This is a genomic window from Ramlibacter sp., assembly GCF_050250995.1.
Classification (GTDB): Bacteria; Pseudomonadota; Gammaproteobacteria; order Burkholderiales; family Burkholderiaceae_C; genus Ramlibacter.
Genome location: NZ_JBFWNP010000002.1, coordinates 1 through 20,066 on the forward strand (window position 1 = coordinate 1; position 20,066 = coordinate 20,066).

Consider the following 20,066-nt stretch of genomic DNA (forward strand, 5'->3'; position numbering starts at 1 on the left):
GTATGGTCGAGGCATTGCTCACATTTTCGAAGGGGAGTGAATACCGGGCGTTGGCGCAGTTTCTGCGCGCAGGAATCTGGACGCTCAAGCCCGCGCACAGGGTCGTTACGCTTCTGAATATCGGCGAGCAGAACCACCTGCAGCGGAAGCTGCGCGTGGATGATCGGGCGCATATGTGTCTCGTTCTTCTCGCCACTCGCGCACTGGCAATCAGCCTTGGTTTGCTAATAAGTGAGCTGAACGTCGTGGACGTGCTCAACGTCGAGGCGCGACTGCGAGAGGAGCTTCATGATGGAGCGGAATCGCTTGCGCAAAAAGTAAGATTTGCAGATGCCATTCGTCGCCTGACGGGCGGCGCAGATTCGGAACAGGCCATCGATCACGCAGAGTTTCCCCGTCTCCTCGAAGAGGTCAATCGACTAATGATCAGGCGCTATGCGCTGAACGATGCCATCCGAATCACCGATCTAGCATTGCACTACTTCGCCGCCAGCACCGGCGCGCTGCCTCGCCACTTAAGCGGTAGCGATTCCAATCTATCCGCCAAGATGGCTTCCGACATTCTCACGCTGTTCGTCAAAAGTAACACGCTCGACATGGGCTTTTCCAAGGCCATCATCGGCCTGCTGGCGACGCCACATGACTCTATTTCTGATCAGGGCGACGACCAACGCACGGAAAACAGGGGAAAAGGCGAGCAGGTTTCATTGCTGGCCCCACTGCCTCCCCTAGAAGATCGGTGATCCGACCCTATTCAGAGCAAAGATGGGACAGTTCCCCCTGAGTGAAGTAGTTGCAGCGGCGCGAGCGAGAGATCAATCTGCGCAGCGCTGGATCACTGCGATCGATGCAAGCCACCGGCTAATGATCGAGAGCAGGACCGGACGATCACATGGGCGGCACCTCAGATCGGTGCCACGCCACTACGCACGCACCGCCCCCGAATCAATCGCTCTGAATATTGAACCGCTTCGCGCGTGAAGCCCACTTCTCCGCCTCGGCCGCGTTGAAGTCCTGGAACGCCTTCGGCCCGCTGCCGATCACGTTGCCGCCCACCTGGTGGATCGCTTCGCGCACTTCAGGCATCTGCGACACCTTGACCATGGCCGCGCCCAGCCTGTCGATCACGGCCTGGGGCGTGCCCTTGGGCGCCCAGTAGCCGTGCCAAGTCTGCGCGTCGACGCCGGGGAAGCCCAGCTCGGCGAAGGTCGGCACGTCGGGCAGTAGCGGCGAGCGGACCGGGCCGGTGATCGCCAGCACGCGGACCTTGCCGGAGCGCAGATGCACCATCGACGCGGCGACCGCGTCGAAGCTGATCGGCACGCGGCCGCCGGCCACGTCCATCGCGATCGCGGTGCCCGACTTGTACGGGATCTGCTTGACCTGCACGCCCGTGGCCTCGCGCCACAGTTCGGCGGCGAAGTGGCCGGCCGAACCGCGCAGCGTGCCGTAGTCGATCGGGCCGCCCTGCTTCTTGGCCCAGGCCACCAGGTCCTGGTGCGTCTTCACCGGCAGGTTCGCGTCGACCATCAGCACCATCGGCATGGCCGTGATCTGGCTGATGGCGACGAAGTCCTTCACGGGGTCGTAGGGCACGGCCTTCTGGAACACCGGCGTGATGACGTGGGCCGAGGAGCTCACGAGCAGGCGGTAGCCGTCCGGGTCCGAACGCTGCACGGCCTGCGTGCCGATGACGCCGTTGCCGCCGGGCAGGTTCTCGGTGAGCACGGGCTGGCCGAGCTCGGTCTCGAGGCGCTTGTTGATGATGCGCGCGATGATGTCGACGTTGCCCGCGGGTGCGTAGGGCGCGACGACGCGAACGGGTTTGGTGGGATAGGCCTGGGCCAGGCTCGCCGTCGAGAACGTGAGCGCGACCAGGGACGAAAGGAGTGCCAGGGTAAGACGCATGTCGAAAAACCTCATGGAAACGGGAACGGAAAAAACGGAAACGGAAAAATGGAAAGACTACAGGACACCCGAATGGGCGCCGCCGTCGAGGGTCAATGCCTGGCCGGTCATGAAACCGGCGTCGGCGGAACACAGGTAGGCGCATAGCGCCGAGAATTCCTCGGGGGTGCCGAAGCGGCCCGCGGGCGTGAAGACGGCGCGCTTCGCCACGACCTCGGCCTCGGTCAGGCCCTGTTCCGCGACGAGCCTGGCCGTGTTGGCCTTCTGCGTTTCGGTGTCGAAGATGCCGGGCAGGATCGAATTGACGGTGACGTTGTGCCGCGCGAGGTGGTTGCTGAGCGCCTTGATGTATGCGCTCAGGCCCATGCGGGCCGCCGCCGGAAGCGCGAGCTCGAACTCCGGCTCCTTGATCAGGCGCGACGTCACCACGACCATGCGGCCGAAGCCGCGGCGCGCCATGCCCTCGCCCACCGTGGAAAGCATCTGCGCCTGGCCGAGCAGCATGGACTCGAGCGCTCCTTGCCACGCCGCCGGGTCCCAGGGCGTGGCCTGCATGGCGCCTTTGGGCCAGCCGCTGCTCAGGACCAGGATGTCCGGGTCGGGGCACTTCGCCAGCACCGCGGCACGGTCCTCCGGCTTGGCCGTGTCGGCCACGATCCAGTCGGCGCGCACGTTGTAGCGCGTGCCGATCTCATCGCAGGTCGCGCGCAGCGCGCGCTCGTCCCGCGCGACGAGCGTCACGCGCGCGCCGGCCTCGGCAAAGCGCTCGGCGCACGCACGTCCGAGGCCCTTGCTCGCGCCCGTCAGCAGCGCGTGCCGGTTCTTGATCTTGAGGTCCATGGTCTTGCTTCGTCTGCTGCGATGCCTGCGCGCGACTTCAGTGCGCCGCCGGCTTGAACTTCCGGACGGTATCGGCAATGACGTCCATCAGCTCGGGCGAAGTGTTCGAATTGATCGAACAGTCCGGGCCGAGCACATGGTGGCGGCCCTTCATTTCCTCCAGCGAACGCTGCACGTGCGCCCGCAGCTCCTCGGGCTGCATGGCGGCGATCTTCGGCTTCGCGGGCGCGCCGGACATCACGGCGCGGCCGGTGAGCGAATGCATGTCCTGCAGCGACGGATTGCCGGGCGTCGTGGCCCAGCTGTAGACGTTCGCCGCGTGGTCCTTGAACCAGGGCGCCTGGATCGCGGGGCCGCACACGTGAAGAACGTTCATGGGGCAGCCCTTCGCCGCGGCGAGGATGCGGTCGTCGAAAGGACGCTGGAAGCGCTCGAACTGCTCCTTCGTACACTCGCCCGCGTTGCCGGTGGTGGTGGCGTAGAACAGGCCATCGACGCCCGCGTCGCGGCACAGGGCCACGTACTCTTCGAGCGTGCTCGTCATGCCATCGAAGGCGGCCTCGAGCGCGTCGGGGGCGCTGTCCTGCAGCGCCAGGGCGCCGGGCTTGCCGTCCTTGTGCATCAGCGTCATGTTCATCATGGGCGAGAACACGGTGGCGATGATGTGGACGTCGGGGCCCACGACGTCGCGGATGCGCCGGTAGGCGCGCACCTGCTCGGCGAGCGCGCCGGAATTGGCCGGCACCTTCCTGATGTTGCCGAGGTCGCCGTCGGCGTTCACCGCGAACTTGCTCGTCACGGGCCAGTCGTCGCGGCCCTTCGGCGGCGCCATTTCCTGGCCCCACATCTCCCCGAAGCAGTGCGCGCGGGTCTGGGGCTTGATGAAGTCGAAGTCGAAGCGCTCGTACAGGCGCACGGTCTCCTTGGCCAGGACCTCGTCGGAATATTCTTCCGCGAAGTTGTGCAACCAGATGCCGAAGGGCACCTTGTCGACGGCATCGCCGCGAATCGCGGCATCCATGCGCGCGCGCTTGGTCGTCATGTGTCTGCTTCCTCTCGTACTACGAAGTGCTAAGTGCCAGATGCTGGAGATACCGATTCTCCGCGACCGCCCGAGCATATAACGTCAATCGCGGGGCGAAATCCGGCCCCGGGAAGCATGGGATTCCAGGAGGCCGGAACTTCGTGAAATGATCTTTCCCGCGGGTCGATTTCACGCGCTCGCCAGCGCGAGCGGCAGCACGGTGGTGCTCTTGATCTGCTCCATCGAGAACGCGGACGAGACCCCCGACAGTCCCACCTGGCGGATCAGCTTCTTGTAGAAGCGGTCGTAGCCCTCGATGCTGTCGGCCACCACCTTCAGCATGTAGTCGACGTCGCCGCTCATGCGATGGAACTCCACCACCTCCGGCATCGAGGTGACGGTGGCCGCGAACCGCGCCAGCCACTTCTCGTCGTGCTGGCTGGTGCGCACGCTCACGAACACGGTCACGGGCAGGCCCATCTTCTTGCGATCGAGCACCACGAGGCGCGCCGCGATGTAGCCCTCGTCCTCCAGCCGCTTCACGCGCTTCCAGCAGGGCGTGGCCGACAGGCCGACGATTTCGCCGAGCTCCGCCATCGTGAGCGTGGCGTCGTTCTGCAGGGCGTCCAGGAGGTGCAGGTCGATGCGATCGAGACTTTCGAGCATGGAATTTCTCTGGAGGTCGGAGTCGGGAGTTCAGGATTCCAAATTATCGGCTTCCGCGGCGCGTTTCGCGAGTTTTTTCCCCGTGCTCCTTCCTAGACTCGATGCACCGCCAGCGAGCACCGCCCCACCGCCCCATGCACCACGAAATCTATCTCGACGCCAACGCCACGACGCCCGTGCTCCCCGCGGCCCTGGCCGCCGCGTCCGACACCATGCAGGCCAGCTTCGGCAACCCGAGCAGTTCGCACAGCACCGGGCTGGTGGCCCGCGAACTGCGCGAGGACGCCCGTGCAAGCGCCGCGCGCCTCCTGGGCAGCGGCGAGGGAACCGTCCTTTTCGTCAGCGGCGCGACCGAAGCGATCCAGACCGCCGTGCTGTCCAGCCTGTGCGAACTGCGCGAGCGCCGCAAGCGGGGCGACACGCGCCGGCAGGTGCTGGTGTACGGGGCCACGGAACACAAGGCAGTGCCCGAGAGCCTTGCGCACTGGAACCGGCTGCTCGGCCTCGAACTGGAGATTCGCGCGCTGCCCGTGAACGCGGAGGGCCTGCACGACCTGGAACTGCTGCGCGCCTGGGCGCCCGAGATCGGCATGCTCTGCACCATGGCCGCCAACAACGAGACGGGCGTGGTGTCCGATCTCGCCGGCATCGAACGCGCGCTCGTCGAAAGCGCAAGCCCGGCCCTGTGGCTCGTGGACTGCGTGCAGGCGCTGGGCAAGCTCGCACTGGACCTGAAGAACACGCGCATCGACTACGCCGCCTTCTCGGGCCACAAGCTCCACGCCCCCAAGGGGATCGGCATGCTGTACGTGCGCGAGGGCAGCCCATGCACGCCCCTGGTGATGGGCGGCGGACAGGAAGGCGGCTGGCGCTCCGGCACCGAGAACATGCCGGGGATCGCCGCGCTCGGCGCCGTCCTCTCCGCGGCGTGCCGCGGCGACACGTTCAAGCCGCACGAGACCCTGCATGCGTATCGCGACCGCCTGGTGCAGGCCTTGCGGGACGCGTTCCCCGGCGTCGCGTTCAATGCGCCGCTGGAGCGCACGCTACCCACCACGCTCAACTTCTCCGTGCCCGGCGTGAGCAGCCGCATGCTGATGGATCTGTTCGAGGCGGCGGGCGTGCGCGTCAGCGCGGGCAGCGCGTGCTCCGCGGCCAAGGCCGCGCCGAGCTACGTCCTCGAGGCGATGGGCCTTGCGGAGTGGCGCACGACGTCGGCGGTCCGCATGTCGTTCGGCCCCCTGGCGGACGAGGCGTTCATCGACGCGGCGTGCGCGGCGATCCGCGATTGCGGGCGCATCCTGCGCGACAGCGCCTCGGCGATCAAGCCGTCCGGCGAACGCGCCGCGAACGACGCCGATGCAGCCCACGTGCGGGCGCTGGACTGGCGAGAACTCGACACCCTGCTGCAGCGCGATCCGCAGGCCCTGCTGATCGACGTTCGCGAGCGTTTCGAAGTGGCCGCCGCCGCCCCCGTCGTCCGCGCGGGCAAGACGGCCGTCAATGTCCCCCTGACCGAGATCGAGCAGGAAGTGCCGCGCTGGATGCTCGAGCATGCGCACCCGCTGGTGTTCTTCTGCCGCAGCGGCAACCGCAGCCTGCAAGCCACGCTGGCCGTTCAGCGGGAGGGCCATGTGTCCTGCATCCAGCTGTCCGGCGGGCTGGCGCTGCAAGCCGTTCGCTGAGCCTGTTGCCCGCGCAGCAAGCCTCCGCGCCCCGGGCCGCGCCGGGGCTTGCGGCGTCTCTCGCTATTCCAGCTTCGCGCCGGCCTTCTTGATGAGGATCCCCCAGCGATCCTTCTCGTCCCTCACCTGCTGCGCGAACCGCTCCTGCGTCATGTTGCTGCCGACATAGCCCAGGTCGGCGAGCTTCGCGGCCACGTCGGGCTGGCGCACGATGCGCGCGATTTCGCCGTGCAGGCGCGACACCACGGCGTCGGGCGTCCTCGCGGGCACGAAGAGGCCGGCCCAGGTCATCATCTCGAGCCCCGTGTAGCCCTGCTCGGCGAACGTCATCACCTCCGGCGTCCACGCCGAGCGCGTGGAGCCCGTCACGGCGATCAGGCGCACCTTGCCCGCCGCGGCCTGCGGCTTGAGCGTGACGTAGTCGAGGATCACGGCGGACACTTCGCCGCCGAGCAGCGCGTTCAGCGCCACCGAGCTGCCCTTGAACGGCGCATGCACCATGTCGAGCCCCGCGCCTTCGTTGAGCGCGTGGCCGAAGAGATGCGTGGTGGAACCCAGGCCGATCGAGCCGTAGCTGTGCTTCTTCGGCTGCGACTTCACCTCGGCGACGAACTCCTTCAGGTTGCGCGCATTCATCTTCGCCGGGTTCACCGCCATCCACAGCGCGGAGTTCACCACCTCGGCCACCGGAACGAGGTCGCGGATCGGGTCGTAGGGCAGCTTCGACATGAGGCTCGCGGTCTGCACGACCAGCGGCACGTTCAGCAAAATCGTGTGGCCGTCCGGCGCGGCCTTCGCCACCGCGTCGGTACCGATCACCGTGCTCGCGCCGGGCTTGTTGTCGACGATGACCTGCTGGCCGAGCGACTCCGAGAGCTTGCTCGCGAGCAGGCGTCCCAGCACGTCGCCACCGCCGCCGGGCGCGAACGGCACCACGAGCCTGAGGGTCTGCGACGGGAATGCGGCCTGCGCGCTTGCCATCCCGGGCAGCCATACGCCGGCGGCCAGCGCGCCAGCCGCGCGCAACATCTCACGACGGTTCCGAACCATGGTCTTCTTCCTTGCGTCCCCGACCGGGGCATTTCGACAGGACGCAAGGCTAGGCGCTCAGGCTGGCGGGCGCCGCTTCCCGTTTCGATATCCTGACGGCCGTTTTGCCATGACGAACGGCCACCATCCCCGATCAGCGGCGCGGCCGGGTCACCGGGCGCAGTTGGAAGTTGCCGGACTTGATCTGGTCCATGACGGAGGCGAAGTCGCGGCTGACCGTGGCGTTCGGCCCCGATTCCCGTGCGAGCGCGGAAATCACCGGCGTGCCGACCAGGCGGCCGAAGGTGGTCTGCTGCCGCTTCAGCGTGGAATAGATCTCTTCCCAGATCAGCTTGTACAGCGCATCGGTCGGGTGGACCTCGTCGATCGTCGTGATCGGCCGCACGCCCGATGCGTAGCTGGTGGAGCTCACCTGCGTGGCGCGGCCCGTCATGGCGCCGGCCATGAGCCCGTAGTTGCCCTCGAACAGGCGCGCGATCGTCTCTTCGTTCAGCACGTTGCCGACCTCGGCCACCATGTCGCCCTGCGCATTGGCGTTGATCGCCATCTGCGTGTTGTACGCCATGACGCCGACCTCGAAGTTCTTGATGAGCGCGATCTTCTCCTCGATCTCGCGGATGGCGCGGCCCATCTTGGTGAAGCGGTCGCCCGTGTGCCGCCGCGCGGTGGCGACGGCCAACGCCTGCTGCGCATGCCACAGCGAGCTTGCACGGCCACCGCTCACGGTGGCGACGCGCTCGTTGTTCAGGGCGCGCAGGAGCGCGTTCTCGGCCTCCTGCAACTGCTTCGTGTAACGCACCGAGGTCAGCGCGCGCGCGAGGTTGCAGAACACGAAGCGCGATTTGCCGCCCTTGCCGCGGACGATCTCCTGCAGCCGCGCGCGCTGCGTGTTGCCCACCATGTTCGCCACGTCGCGCATCTCGACGGCCTTGCGCCCGGCGGTGTAGAGGTCGTTCGCGCCGAACCAGACGATGAACAGCGTGTTGCCCAACTGCAGGTTGGGGTTCTTGCGGAGGTCTTCCTCGAACCAGTCGACCTCGTCCTTGAAGGTGCTGAGGAAAGGCCCCTTCGACGCCGGCTTGTCGCCGCAGGCGCCGCCTTCGGCGTAGTTGACGTACTGGAAGGGATGGTCGAGCGAGCCGAAGAGGCTGTCTTCGCTCAGCTCGATGTGCATCTTCGACAGCGCGATGGTGCCCTCGGCCGTCCTCGTGACCTGCGGCTGCCCGGTCGCCGCCTCGATCATGTAGTCGCACCAGTTGCGGCAATCGCTGAAGCGCCCGCTCGGGTTGACGTACATCTGGTTGGTGGCCGTGGCCATCTTGCCCGACTTGGTCTTCCACTTGCGCCCGATGTCGGAGAGCGAGTCCCCGAACACGACGACGCTGTCCATGAGCATTGGGCCCGGCATACAGCACCTCCACTGAAATGTCAGCAGATACTAACCGGCGCGTGCGGTGCGCGCCATGCCGGACCGCCGAATGGCGGACGAAACTCGGTAAAAACCCGCAGCCGCCGTTCTACTCGGCCTTCGCGCCCGTGTACTTGATCACTTCGCCCCAGCGCCCGATCTCGGACCTGATCCATGCGGAGAACTGCTCCGGCGTGCTCGCCACGATCTCGAACTCCATCTCGCGCAGGCGAGCGGCGATGTCGGGCATCGCGAGGATCTTCATCATCTCGCGGTGGTAGCGGTCCACGATGTTGCGCGGCGTGCCGCCCGTGGTGAGCAGGCCGATCCACGAGGTCGCCTCGAAGTCCTTGTAGCCCGCCTCGATGAGCGTGGGCACGTCGGGCGTGCTCGGGAAGCGCTTCGTGCCGCTGGAGGCGAGCAGCTTCAGCTTGCCCTCCTTCACGAACTGCTGCACGTTGCCCGGCACGAAGAACGCGGCATGCACGTTGCCGGCGAGCAGGTCGGTGACGGCCGGCCCGGCGCCGCGATACGGGATGTGCGTGATGTGGAACTTGCCCGCCGACTTCAGCATTTCCATCGTGAGGTGCGAGGCGCTGCCCACCGCGACCGACGCGTACGAATACTTGCCCGGCGCCGCCTTGGTCTTGGCGACGAAGTCGCGCACGCTCGCGATGCCCGAGTTCGAATTCACCACCAGGTACTGCGGCGACTTCACCATCAGCGTGATCGGCGCGAGATCCTTCGTGGAGTCGTACGGCATCTTGTCGAACAGCGTCGGGTTGATCGCGAGCGGGCCGTTGTAGCCGATCAGCAGCGTGTGCCCATCGGGGGCCGCCTTCGCCACCATGTCCGCGCCGATGTTGCCGCCGGCGCCGGCGCGGTTCTCGACCACGACGGGCTGGCCCAGCACTTCCTGGAGCTTCGGCGCGATGAGGCGCGCGAGCACGTCGTTGGTGCTGCCGACGATCGGCACGATGATGCGCACGGGGCGCGTGGGATGCCACTCCTGCTGCTGCGCACGCGCGAGCGGCGCGGCCGCGACCGCGGCGACCGCGGAGGCGATGAGGGTTCTGCGGGCGATGGGCATGTCGTCTCCTTGGGGTCTTGTCGTTGTGGTTGTCTGTCGATGTCGATGTCGGGGTCGGGGTGTCAGGGTCGCTGCGCCTGCAGCACCACGAGCGCGGGCCGCTCGCCCTCGGCCTTGCCCGTGATCGGCGCGGGCGGCAGCGAATCGTCGCCGGGCGCGATGGTGAAGGTGTGCTCCAGCGAATACCAGGGGCCGGTCACGTCGCCGTCGGGCGCGGGGTCGGCATCGTGCCGCACGTAGTGGCCGATCAGCGCGCGCGTCACGCCGAACTGCACGTCGGTCAGGAGGTTCGGGTCGTCGCTCGAATACACCTGCGAGAACTGCGTCTTGTACCCGGGCTTGTGGACGAGGAAGTGGATGTGCGCGGGCCGCATGTTGTGCCGGCCCTGCGCGCGCAGCATCGTGCCGACCGGGCCGTTCACCGGGATCGGGTAGCCGCTCGGCTTGACCGTGCGGAACGCGATGCGCCCCGCCTCGTCGGTGACGAATCGGCCACGCAGGTTCATGTCGGCCTGGGCGCGGTCCTGGTTCTCGTAGAAGCCCTCGCCCGACGCTTGCCAGATGTCCACCGAAGCACCGGCGACGGGGTGGCCCTTTTCGTCCTTCACCCAGCCGATGACGAACACGGGCTCGCCGGGCGTGGTGGAGCGCACGATGGAATCGCCGTTCTTCATCGCGGGCGCACCCTCGCGCCAGAACGGGCCCATGAGGTTGGCCGTGGTCTCCGCGTGCGACGCGTCGGTGTTGTTCAGCATGCACACCAGCGCGGACACGCCGAGCGAGCCGGCCGCCAGCACCACTTCGTTGTGCGAGCTCGTCGTGAGCTGGCCGCACTTCGCGATGGCGCCGCAGAGCTGGCGGAATTCCGCTTCGGTGAGTCTCGCGTCGCGCACGAAGTCGTGCAGGTGGCGAATGGCCGCCTGCAGGATCGTGCGGAATCGCTCGTCCTCCGTGCCCGCCGCTTCGGCGAGCACGGCGCGGGTCAGGTCCCGGTCGTTGGTGATCATGGATTCACTTGATGTGCAGGCCGCCGTCGACGACGAGGGTCGTGCCGGTGATGAACGAAGCTTCCTCGGACGCGAACCAGAGGATCGGATACGCGATCTCCATCGGGTCGGCCCAGCGGCCGAGCAGCGACGTGTCCTGCCGCTGCGTCTTGAGCTCCTCCACGCTCTTGCCCGCGGCCACCGTGCGGTTGACGTGGAATTCGGTGAGCGTGGAGCCCGGGCACACCGCGTTGACGCGGATGCCGTGCGCGACCTCCTCGAACGCGAGCGTGCGCGTCATCGCCAGCAGCGCGGCCTTGGTCGCGTCGTAGATCGCCATGCCCTTGCGGCCCTTGACGGCGTAGCAGGACGACACGTTGACGATCGCCGCCTTGCCTGCCTTGCGCAGGTGCGGCAATGCCGCGCGGCAGTAGTTCGCGTTGCCCATCAGGTTCACGCCGAGCACCGCCCGCCATTCCTCGGTCGAGGCGTCGGCGAAGGACGAGTAATTGCGCATCGCCGCATTGTTCACGAGGATGTCGATGCGGCCGAAGGCGTCTATGCATTGCGTCGCGGCCCGCTGCGCGGCGGACTCGTCCGCGACGTCGGCGGCGAGGAACCGCACGCCCGCGCCCGGCGCCGCCTCGCGCGCCAGCGCCGCCGTGCGCTCGAGCCCCTCGGCGTTCATGTCGACGAGCATCACGCTCGCGCCTTCCTTGCAGAAGAGCGCCGCCGTCGCCGCGCCGATGCCGCCGCCCCCGCCCGTGACGAGCGCGACCTTGCCTGCAAGACGTCCGCTCACAGCGAATACACCGGCATGTTTTCGTCGTAGACGAGGTGCGTCTTCGCCCAGTCCTGCGGCTTCTGCTCGCGCGGCAGCAGCACACCGGCCGCGCGCACGTGCTGCGCCCGCGGCCTCACCGCCGTCGGCTCGACGCCTTGCGACAGGCCCACCGTCGCTTCCCACAGCATGCGCCGAGCCATCACGATCGCGCGGTCGGAGGGCAGCAGCTTCTCGATGTCGTGATTCTGGATCGGACCCATGCTCTCCTGCAGGGACGCATCCTGCGCGGCGAAGCCGAAGACGCCGCTGAAGGCACGCCCTTCCTTCTGCGCGACCCGGTCGATCAGGTAGTCGTTGTCCTTGTTCGCCTTCGGCCGCCAGGTGCCGCCGGGCACGTTGGTGCCGGGCTCGTACTCGCAATGCACGCCCTTGCCGTCCCGCAGGTGACCGAGTTCCTCGTCCGACAGCGGCTTCGTCGGATGGAAGTTGATGCTCCACGCCCAGCAGTTGTGGTCGTCGATCGGCACCCACATGTGGCCGCCCAGCGCATGGTCGCCGAAGGGCGGGATGAGGTTGTACCAGGGGAAGATCCACTGCGTGACGCGCCAGTAGTACGAGTCCGGCTCGCCGTTGCGGCGTCCGAAGAGCGTGAGGCCGCCGTCGTGCTTCTCGACCTCGAACGTGACGTTGCCGTCCGCCTTGATGTAGTCGTTGGCCTTCGTGCCCTGGTGGAACGGGTCGTTGTCGACCTCGAACTTGTGGACGAAGGAGACGTGGCTCGTGTCGATGCCGCCTTCCATGGCCTGCAGGTAGTTGCACTCCTGCAGCCGCTTGGACGCGAAGACGTGGCTGTCGGGCAGGTTGGCCCACTCGACGCCGGGCCCCTCGGGCTGCTTGTCCTTCGGACCCATGTAGGCCCACACGATGCCGGCACGCTCGAGGCACGGGTAGCCGGCGATGGAGAACTTCTCGCACATCTGCGGCGCCTGCGGAATGTCGACGCACTTGCCGTGGATGTCGAACTTCAGGCCGTGGTACGAGCAGCGGATGCCGTTGCCCTCGTTGCGGCCGAAGTAGAGCGAGGCGCCGCGATGCGAGCAGAACTCGGAGATGAGGCCGGGCCGGCCTTCGCTGTCGCGAAAGGCAAGCAGCTTCTCGCCGAGGATCTGCACGCGCACCTGCGGCCCGTCGGGCTCCGCGATCTCGCTGGACAGCAGGATGGGGATCCAGAAGCGGCGCAGCAAATCGCCGGTGGGGGTGCCGGGGCCGGTGCGCACCAGCGTCTTCATCATTTCATTGGCGGCCATGGGAGTTCAATCGTGGAGGGGTGTTCGTACTGCGATCAAGCTGTCCATTGTACGGACTCTAGGAATCCCAGCCAAGCGCGCGCGAAATTCCGGACGCCGCCTTGCCGAGGTAGCGGCCGAACTCGTGGACCTGCGCTTCCGTGAGACGCACGTCGGGGCCGAAGACGGCCACCGATCCTGCGATGGCGCCAGTGGCGTCGAAGAACGGCGCGGCCACCGCCCAGGCGCCCTGGATGAGCTCGTTGTGGCCCATCGCGTAGCCACGCTCGCGCGTGAGTTCGAGCTGCTTGCGCGTCCACGCGACGTCGACGGCGGTGCCGGCCGCGAATTGCTCGATCTCGCCTTCGGCGAGCGGCGTGAAGGCGAGGATGGCGCGGCCGCTCGCGCCCTTCACCAGCCGCTCGCTGGAGCCGATGCCGCGGCTGAAGCTGAGCGGCTGCGGGCTGCGCAGCTCGGCGATGCACAGGCGCATGTCGCCGCGCGGCACGAACAGCGCCACCGTCTCGCGCGTGTGCGCCCACACGTCGTTGAGCACCGGCCGCGCGAGCGCGGCAAGGTCGAGGTTGGCGACCCACACGTTGGCAATTCGCCCGAGCGCCGGGCCGAGGTGGAAGCGCTGCGGTTCGCCGCCGCCGGTGACGAAACCTTTCTTCTCCAGCGTGCGCAGCAGCCGGTAGAGCGTGGGCCGGCTCAGGCCGACGCGCTTCTGCAGGTCCGCGACCAGCAACTCGCTGTCGCCGGTGGCGAACGCCGAGAGAATGTCGAGCGCACGCTCGACGGCGCGAACGCCACCGTCTTTTTCGGGGGCTTCAGGGGCTGCTGGGGCTGCTGGGGCTGGCATACTGTCCATATTGTGCGGCAACTGTCCGCACAGTGGACAGTACCATACCCATCCCCAGGAGACGAATCCATGACCCAGCGGGTCTTCACGCGCCGCGCGGCTTCCGCCCTCGCCCTTTCGCTTGCCGCCACCCTGCCCCTTGCAGCCCACGCGCAGCAGGACTATCCGAACAAGCCGATCCGCCTCGTCGTGAGCTTCGCCGCGGGCGGCCTCACCGACGTCATCGCACGCGCGATGCAGCCGAAGCTCTCCGAAGCGCTGGGCCAGCCCATCGTGATCGAGAACCGGCCCGGCGCGGGCGGCACGCTGGCCGAGGCGCTGGTCGCGCGCGCGCCGGCGGACGGCTACACGCTGCTCATGACGGCCGACAGCGTGCCGGCCAACCCGCACCTGATCCCGAACCTGAGCTACGACGCGATGAAGGACCTGATTCCCGTCGCCGTCCTCACGCGCATCCCGCTCGTGATGCTGGTGAATCCGTCGCTGCCGGTGAACAACGTGAAGGAACTCGTCGCGTACGCGCAGGCGAACAAGGGCAAGGTGAGCTACGCGAGCCCGGGCATCGGCACCAGCAATCACCTGTACTTCGAGGTGTTCAAGGACCTGGCGAAGGCCGACATCGCGCACGTCGCGTACAAGGGCGGCGGCCCGGCCATGGCGGACGTGCTCGCGGGCCACGTGCCCGTCACGCTCATCTCCTCCACCCTCGCCGCCCCGCAGGTGGCGGCCGGCAAGGTGCGCGCCATCGCCGTGACGAGCGAGACGCGCTCGAAGCAGATGCCGAACGTGCCGACCTTCGTGGAACAGGGCTTCGCGGACTTCAAGCCGCAGCAATGGAACGGCCTGTTCGTGCCGGCGGGCACACCCGCGCCCATCGTCGCGAAGCTCACCGCGGAGTTCTCGAAGGTGCTGAAGTCGCCGGAGGTCGTGGCCAGGCTCACGGAGCTCGGCGCGGAGCCGGTGATGAGCACGCAGCAGGAGTTCTCGTCGCTGCTGCGGCGCGACTACGACGTGCTGGGCAAACTGATCCGCGAGCGCGGGATCAAGGCGCAGTAGGTCTCCGACCCGTCACGACACCGCCTGGTAATACAGGTTCTGCGGGTGCCGCGCCTGCGCGAAGAAGAACCAGCGCTCGGCCAGCATGCCGAGCGCATGCGCGACGAGCGCGAGCAGCCAGGCCGCCGAGGCGCCCGTTGCGGCGGCCCAGGCGAGCAGCACGAGCGGCACGGCGAACGCGAGGATCTGGAAGCCCGCCTTCACGTTGCCGATGGCGTGCGCCGTGGCGCCGTGGAAGAACTCGCGCGTGTTGAACGACCCGCCCGTCATGCCCATCGCCGTCTGGACCACGCGCGCGGCCTGGATGCCGGTGGCGGATTGAATCGTCGACCTCGGCACGAGCCGCGCGTTGCGGCGCAGGGACAGCGTGCGCGTCAACCAGGCGAGCCAGAGCGCGGCGATGGCCCAGCCTGCGATGGCTCGAGCGAAGGCCACGTCTCCCGCCAGCACCGACACCGCCCCCGCCACGATGCAGCCCGACGCGAGCCCCAGCGTCACGTAGTTCACCGCCGTGAGCGGATGCGCCCACTCCTGGATGAAGCGGATGCAGGCATAGATCATCGCGGTGCAGTACCAGAGCGCGAACGCCCCGAGGATCGCGAGCGCCGCCAGCAACCTCGATGCGGGCATCGTCGCCCATAGCGCCACGAGCGCGATGAAGGCCGGCAGCACGATCACCTCGCGCGACATCCACGAGGTGCGCCACATCAGCACCGTGCGCCATGCGCGCTGGGGGTGGCCCAGGTGGAAGAACGACGCGACGAGCGCCGCGACGAGCAAGGCGACGGCCGTCCACAGCATCGCCGCGGCGGGCCCGGGCGCCGCGCCGGCCAGGGTGGCGCCGGCCGCCACGACGCACATGCCCTGCGCCGCGCCCGCAAGGGTCGTGAACAGAATGATCGATGCGGCCGGCTTCATCGCGTCGTCACCTTGCGCGGCAGGTACTGGTTCGCCGGCTGCGTCTCCCACTCCGGCATCAGCGGGTAGCCGCCCCGTTCCCTGATCGCGACCGAGACGTCCGACGTCGGGTCCTTCACGTCGCCGAAGAGGCGCGCCCCCGTCGGGCAGGCCTTCACGCAGGCCGGCTTGCGGTCCTGCGGCGGCAGCAGCTCGTCGTAGATGCGGTCCACGCACAGCGTGCATTTCGTCATCACCTTGCGCTCTTCGTCGAACTCGCGCGCGCCGTAGGGGCAGGCCCAGCTGCAGTACTTGCAGCCGATGCACTTGTCGTAGTCGACGAGCACGATGCCGTCGCTCTCGCGCTTGTAGCTCGCGCCGGTGGGGCACACGGGGACGCAGGGCGGATCTTCGCAGTGCAGGCAGCTCTTGGGGAAGTGGATCGTCTGCGTGTCGGGGAACTCGTTGGCTTCGTACGTCTGCACGCGATTGAAGAACGTGCCCGTCGGCTTCTCGTCATACGCGCGCAGGTCGCTCAGGGGGCCGGCGGCGCCCGAGGTGTTCCACTCCTTGCACGAGGTCACGCACGCATGGCAGCCCACGCAGACGTTGAGGTCGATGACGAGGGCGAGTTGCTTCGCGAGGGTTTCGCTCATGCCGCCCCCACCTGCGGAAAGGATTCGTCGGCTTCGTCCGGCTCGGCCGGCGAAAGGTTCACGCGCACGTCGTACCACCCGGCCTGCCCCGTGATCGGGTCGGAATTGCTGATGCGCCCCTCGCCGAACGGCAGCTCCTCGGTGATGAGGTGGTTCAGCAGGAAGCCCTTGCGCGATTCGTCGGCCTGCGGCGACAGGTTCCACGCGCCCGAGGCCTTGCCGATCGCATTCCAGGTCCACACCGTCCCCGGCTCCACCGCTTCGCTGTAGCGCACCATGCAGCGCACGCGGCCCCAGGCGCTGCGCACCCAGGCCCAGCCGCCGTCGGCGATGCCGGACGCGCGCGCGGTGAGCGGATTGACGTGCAGATAGTTGTGGCTGTGGATCTGGCGCAGCCACGCATTCTGCGAATCCCATGAGTGGTACATCGCCATTGGCCGCTGCGTGATCGCGGAAAGCGGGAACTCGGCTTTGTCGATGCACGCATCCTCGAGCGGCGCATACCAGAAAGGCAGCGGGTCGAAATAGGTCGCGATGCGTTCGCGCAGATGCTCGGGCGGCTGGCGCCCCGCGGACTTGCCCTGCGCCGCGAGACGGAAACTCTGCAGCGTGTCGGAGTACAGCGCGAGCTGCACCACGTCGTTCTTCTGGCGCCAGCCTTTTTCCTTCGCGAAGTCGAGGTACGCGCGGTTCCAGTTGCGCATGTACTGCTGGTCCGGCCGCAGGTGATGGCGGAACACGCAGTTGTTCTTCGCGTACATCTCCCACTGGTTCGGGTTCGGCTCGCCGCGCAGGTGCTCCGTGCCGTCCTTGCCGCGCCAGCCCATGAGAAAGCCGATGCCCGGCTGCGCCTGGTAGTTGACGACGAAGTCCGGGTAGTCCTTGAACTTGCGCGTGCCGTCCTCGTTCGTGAAGGCGGGGAAGCCGAGGCGCGAGGCCAGTTCGACCAGGACTTCCTGGAACGGCCGGCATTCGGCATGCGGCTTCACGACCGGCACGCGGACCGAATCGACCGGCCCGTCGAACTCCGAGATCGGCCGGTCGAGCATGCTCATGACATCGTGCCGCTCGAGGTAGGTCGTGTCGGGAAGCACGAGGTCGGCGAAGGCGACCATCTCGCTGCGGAACGCGTCGCACACCACGAGGAACGGGATCCTGTATTCGCCGTCTTCACGCTTCGCGTTCAGCTTCGCGCGGACCTCCATCGTGTTCATGGTGGAGTTCCACGCCATGTTCGCCATGAAGATCAGCAGCGTGTCGATCTCGTACGGGTCGCCGCGCACCGCGTTCGTGATGACGTTGTGCATCAGTCCGTGCGCCGACAGCGGATGCTCCCACGAGAACGCATGGTCGATGCGCAGCGGCGTGCCGTCCTCGGCGATGGCGAGTTCTTCCGGGCTCGCCGGAAAGCCGAGCGGCGCGGCGTTCAGCGGCGTGTTGGGCCGGATCATCGCCGGATCGTTGAACGCGCGGTAGTTCGGCACGATGTGCCTCGGATACGGCGCCTTGTGGCGAAAGCCGCCCGGCGCATCGATCGTGCCGAGCACGCTCATGAGAATCGCGAGCGCGCGCACGGTCTGGAAACCGTTGGAGTGCGCGGCCACGCCCCGCATCGCATGGAAGGCGACGGGACGCCCCTTCGTCGTTTCGTGGCGATGGCCCCACGCATCGGTCCAGGGGATGGGGAGTTCGAACGCCTGCCGCAGCGCCGTCTCGCCGAGTTCACTCGCCAGCGCCCGGATGCGCGCGGCGTCAATGCCCGTGATCTGCGCGGCCCACTCGGGGGTGCAGCTCGCGACGCGCTCGCGCAGCAACTGGAACGAGGGCGCGACGCGCGTGCCGTCCGCCAGCGTGTAGTGCCCTTCGAGCGCAAGCACGCGCCCCGCTTCGATGCCTTGCGGATACGCCTGCACCACCTGCCCGCTCGCCGTGTCCCAGGCCAGCTTGTTGTGCGGATTGCGCCCGTCGCCGGGCACGCCGGCCTCGGGATCGAAGGCGAACAGGCCTTCGCGCTCGCCGTCGTCCAGCACGACGAGCTGCGGTGCATTCGTATGGCGGCGCAGGAAGTCATGGTCGATGCGGTCGGTCGCGATCAGTTCGTGCAGCAGCGCCATGAAGAGCGCGCCGTCGGTGCCGGGGCGGATCGGAATCCACTCGTCCGCGATGGCGGAGTAGCCCGTGCGCACCGGGTTGATCGAGATGAAGCGACCGCCCGCGCGCTTGAACTTGCCCAGCGCGATCTTCATCGGGTTGCTGTGATGGTCCTCGGCGGTGCCGATCATCACGAACACCTTGGCGTGCTCGAGGTCGGGCCCGCCGAACTCCCAGAAGCTGCCGCCCACCGTGTAGATCATGCCGGCGGCCATGTTGACCGAGCAGAAGCCGCCGTGGGCCGCGTAGTTGGGCGTGCCGAACTGGCGCGCGAAGAGGCCGGTGAGCGCCTGCATCTGGTCGCGGCCGGTGAAGAGCGCGAACTTCTTCGGGTCGGTCGCGCGCAGGTGCCGCAGGCGTTCGGCCAGGATGTCGAAAGCGCGCTCCCACGAGATGGGCTCGAACTCGCCGTCGCCGCGCTGCGCGCCCGGTTTGCGCAGCAGCGGCTGCGTGAGTCGCGCGGGGGAGCGCTGCTTCATGATGCCCGCGCTGCCCTTGGCGCAGATCACGCCCTGGTTGATCGGGTGGTCGGGGTTGCCGTCGATGTAGCGGACATCGCCGTCGCGCAGGTGGACGCGGATGCCGCAGCGGCAGGCGCACATGTAGCAGGTGGTGGTCTTGACCTCGGTGTCCGCGGTGGCCGTCACCTGCGGATCGTGGACGGGGGCGCGCGAGAGGAACTTCAGCATCGTTCCATCGTCGCCGATGCGGCGATCCGATTCGCGGATAATTCCGCTTTCTGTGACCCGGAAAATCGATCAGCAAACTCCTTGCTGGTCATGCTGCTTTGCGGCTCGCCTGCCGCGTGGAGTACCTCTGTCCTCAAAAGCCGATCAACGCCTCAAGCTCACCCTGCGCCAGCTCGAGGTGTTCGCCGCCGTCGCACGCGGCGGCACCACGCGCGCGGCGGCCGACGAGATCTCGCGTTCGCAGTCGGCCGCAAGCAACGCGCTCGGCGAACTCGAGGCGGTGCTGGGCGTGCAGCTGTTCGACCGCGTTGGCAAGAAGCTCGCGATCAACGAGAACGGGCGCGCCCTGCTCCCGCGCGCTGCCGGCATCCTCGAACAGGCGGGCGAGACCGAGACGCTCTTTCGCAGCGCGCATGCCGCGCCGCTGCGGATCGCCTCCAGCTACACCATCGGCGAATACCTGCTGCCGGAACTGATCGCGAAGTGGAAAGCCGCGCATCCGCACAGCCACGTCCACGTGCGCATCGCCAACACGCACGACGTCTTCGAATCGGTGGCCGGCTTCGCGGCCGACGTCGGCTTCATCGAGGGCACGCACACGCATCCTTCGCTCACGGTGCGCCGCTGGCGCAGCGACAACATGGTCATCATCGCGCCGCGCGGGCATCCGCTCGCGGGGCGCAAGGTAAATGCGCGCCAGCTTCATCGCGCCACGTGGGTCCTGCGCGAAGCCGGCTCCGGCACGCGCGAGGCGTCGGACCGCTGGCTCATCCCGCATCTGGCGGAAATGCAGGTGGAGCTGGAACTCGGAAGCAACGAGGCGGTGAAGCGCTCGGTGGCCGCGGGCATCGGGCTCGGCTGCCTGTCGAGGCTCGCGGTCTCCGATGCCGTCGCGCAAGGCTGGCTCGTGCAGTTGCAGCCGACCTTCCCCATCGTCGAGCGCACGCTGTCGATCGTCGTGCATCGCTCGAAGCGCCTCGGCGCGGCCGCCGAGGGATTCATCCGCCACTGCGTGACGCAGTAGCCGC

General features: G+C 67.7%; 18 protein-coding genes. 4 read left to right on the forward strand and 14 right to left on the reverse strand.

Going from position 1 to position 20,066, the window contains the following annotated elements:
• Window positions 1-743, forward strand: a 743-nt coding sequence (locus AB7E83_RS01855; RefSeq protein WP_428564748.1) for a hypothetical protein, incomplete at its 5' end; no start/stop codon positions are given.
• 202 nt (window positions 744-945) lie between these two features.
• Here AB7E83_RS01855 and AB7E83_RS01860 read toward each other — a convergent pair.
• The 4 genes from AB7E83_RS01860 to AB7E83_RS01875 all read right to left on the reverse strand — a co-directional run bounded on the left by AB7E83_RS01860 (window position 946) and on the right by AB7E83_RS01875 (window position 4,438).
• A complete protein-coding gene (locus tag AB7E83_RS01860) occupies window positions 946-1,908 on the reverse strand; it encodes a Bug family tripartite tricarboxylate transporter substrate binding protein (RefSeq protein WP_428564751.1) in 963 nt (320 codons plus the stop codon).
• Between the two features lie 57 nt (window positions 1,909-1,965).
• Window positions 1,966-2,748: an SDR family oxidoreductase gene (locus tag AB7E83_RS01865; protein ID WP_428564754.1), complete on the reverse strand. Its 783-nt coding sequence runs from the start codon at window positions 2,746-2,748 to the stop codon at window positions 1,966-1,968.
• A gap of 37 nt (window positions 2,749-2,785) precedes the next feature.
• Window positions 2,786-3,790 (reverse strand): uroporphyrinogen decarboxylase family protein, encoded by a 1,005-nt coding sequence (locus AB7E83_RS01870; RefSeq protein WP_428564757.1) that lies wholly within the window; start codon window positions 3,788-3,790, stop codon window positions 2,786-2,788.
• A gap of 171 nt (window positions 3,791-3,961) precedes the next feature.
• Window positions 3,962-4,438 carry an Lrp/AsnC family transcriptional regulator gene (locus AB7E83_RS01875; RefSeq protein WP_428564760.1) on the reverse strand — a complete coding sequence of 159 codons (477 nt, stop codon included), beginning with the start codon at window positions 4,436-4,438 and terminating at the stop codon, window positions 3,962-3,964.
• Between the two features lie 134 nt (window positions 4,439-4,572).
• Here AB7E83_RS01875 and AB7E83_RS01880 point away from each other — a divergent pair, with 134 nt between their 5' ends.
• Complete coding sequence (locus tag AB7E83_RS01880) at window positions 4,573-6,123, forward strand: aminotransferase class V-fold PLP-dependent enzyme (RefSeq protein WP_428564763.1); 1,551 nt, start codon at window positions 4,573-4,575, stop codon at window positions 6,121-6,123.
• Window positions 6,124-6,186: 63 nt separating this feature from the next.
• Here AB7E83_RS01880 and AB7E83_RS01885 read toward each other — a convergent pair whose 3' ends face one another.
• The 7 genes from AB7E83_RS01885 to AB7E83_RS01915 all read right to left on the reverse strand — a co-directional run bounded on the left by AB7E83_RS01885 (window position 6,187) and on the right by AB7E83_RS01915 (window position 13,589).
• The gene (locus tag AB7E83_RS01885) at window positions 6,187-7,173 is read right to left on the reverse strand and encodes a Bug family tripartite tricarboxylate transporter substrate binding protein (RefSeq protein ID WP_428564766.1); all 987 of its coding nucleotides are present in this window, start codon (window positions 7,171-7,173) and stop codon (window positions 6,187-6,189) included.
• Between the two features lie 133 nt (window positions 7,174-7,306).
• Window positions 7,307-8,581: an SGNH/GDSL hydrolase family protein gene (locus AB7E83_RS01890; protein WP_428564769.1), complete on the reverse strand. Its 1,275-nt coding sequence runs from the start codon at window positions 8,579-8,581 to the stop codon at window positions 7,307-7,309.
• A gap of 109 nt (window positions 8,582-8,690) precedes the next feature.
• Window positions 8,691-9,671, reverse strand: a complete 981-nt coding sequence (locus AB7E83_RS01895) for a Bug family tripartite tricarboxylate transporter substrate binding protein (RefSeq protein ID WP_428564772.1) — start codon at window positions 9,669-9,671, stop codon at window positions 8,691-8,693.
• Window positions 9,672-9,733: 62 nt separating this feature from the next.
• On the reverse strand, window positions 9,734-10,678 hold the full coding sequence (locus AB7E83_RS01900) for a dioxygenase (RefSeq protein ID WP_428564775.1): 945 nt from the start codon (window positions 10,676-10,678) through the stop codon (window positions 9,734-9,736).
• A 4-nt stretch (window positions 10,679-10,682) separates the two neighbouring features.
• Window positions 10,683-11,459 carry an SDR family NAD(P)-dependent oxidoreductase gene (locus AB7E83_RS01905; protein WP_428564778.1) on the reverse strand — a complete coding sequence of 259 codons (777 nt, stop codon included), beginning with the start codon at window positions 11,457-11,459 and terminating at the stop codon, window positions 10,683-10,685.
• On the reverse strand, window positions 11,456-12,748 hold the full coding sequence (locus AB7E83_RS01910; RefSeq protein ID WP_428564781.1) for a Rieske 2Fe-2S domain-containing protein: 1,293 nt from the start codon (window positions 12,746-12,748) through the stop codon (window positions 11,456-11,458). Before AB7E83_RS01910 ends, AB7E83_RS01905 begins: the two co-directional genes overlap by 4 nt.
• Window positions 12,749-12,806: 58 nt before the next feature.
• Window positions 12,807-13,589 (reverse strand): IclR family transcriptional regulator, encoded by a 783-nt coding sequence (locus AB7E83_RS01915; RefSeq protein ID WP_428564784.1) that lies wholly within the window; start codon window positions 13,587-13,589, stop codon window positions 12,807-12,809.
• A gap of 69 nt (window positions 13,590-13,658) precedes the next feature.
• Between AB7E83_RS01915 and AB7E83_RS01920 the strand changes: the two genes are divergently transcribed.
• Window positions 13,659-14,645 carry a Bug family tripartite tricarboxylate transporter substrate binding protein gene (locus tag AB7E83_RS01920; RefSeq protein WP_428564787.1) on the forward strand — a complete coding sequence of 329 codons (987 nt, stop codon included), beginning with the start codon at window positions 13,659-13,661 and terminating at the stop codon, window positions 14,643-14,645.
• A gap of 12 nt (window positions 14,646-14,657) precedes the next feature.
• On the opposite strand, the gene AB7E83_RS01925 is transcribed toward AB7E83_RS01920, so the two are convergent.
• The 3 genes from AB7E83_RS01925 to AB7E83_RS01935 are packed head-to-tail and all read right to left on the reverse strand — an operon-like array spanning window position 14,658 to window position 19,038.
• Window positions 14,658-15,563, reverse strand: a complete 906-nt coding sequence (locus AB7E83_RS01925) for a dimethyl sulfoxide reductase anchor subunit family protein (protein WP_428564790.1) — start codon at window positions 15,561-15,563, stop codon at window positions 14,658-14,660.
• The gene (locus AB7E83_RS01930; protein WP_428564793.1) at window positions 15,560-16,198 is read right to left on the reverse strand and encodes a 4Fe-4S dicluster domain-containing protein; all 639 of its coding nucleotides are present in this window, start codon (window positions 16,196-16,198) and stop codon (window positions 15,560-15,562) included. The genes AB7E83_RS01925 and AB7E83_RS01930 overlap by 4 nt, the downstream gene beginning before the upstream one ends.
• The gene (locus tag AB7E83_RS01935) at window positions 16,195-19,038 is read right to left on the reverse strand and encodes a molybdopterin-dependent oxidoreductase (RefSeq protein ID WP_428564796.1); all 2,844 of its coding nucleotides are present in this window, start codon (window positions 19,036-19,038) and stop codon (window positions 16,195-16,197) included. The genes AB7E83_RS01930 and AB7E83_RS01935 overlap by 4 nt, the downstream gene beginning before the upstream one ends.
• Before the next feature lie 16 nt (window positions 19,039-19,054).
• Between AB7E83_RS01935 and AB7E83_RS01940 the strand changes: the two genes are divergently transcribed.
• Window positions 19,055-20,062, forward strand: coding sequence for a LysR family transcriptional regulator (locus AB7E83_RS01940; RefSeq protein ID WP_428564799.1), 1,008 nt, complete (start codon window positions 19,055-19,057; stop codon window positions 20,060-20,062).
• Window positions 20,063-20,066: the final 4 nt, after the last annotated feature.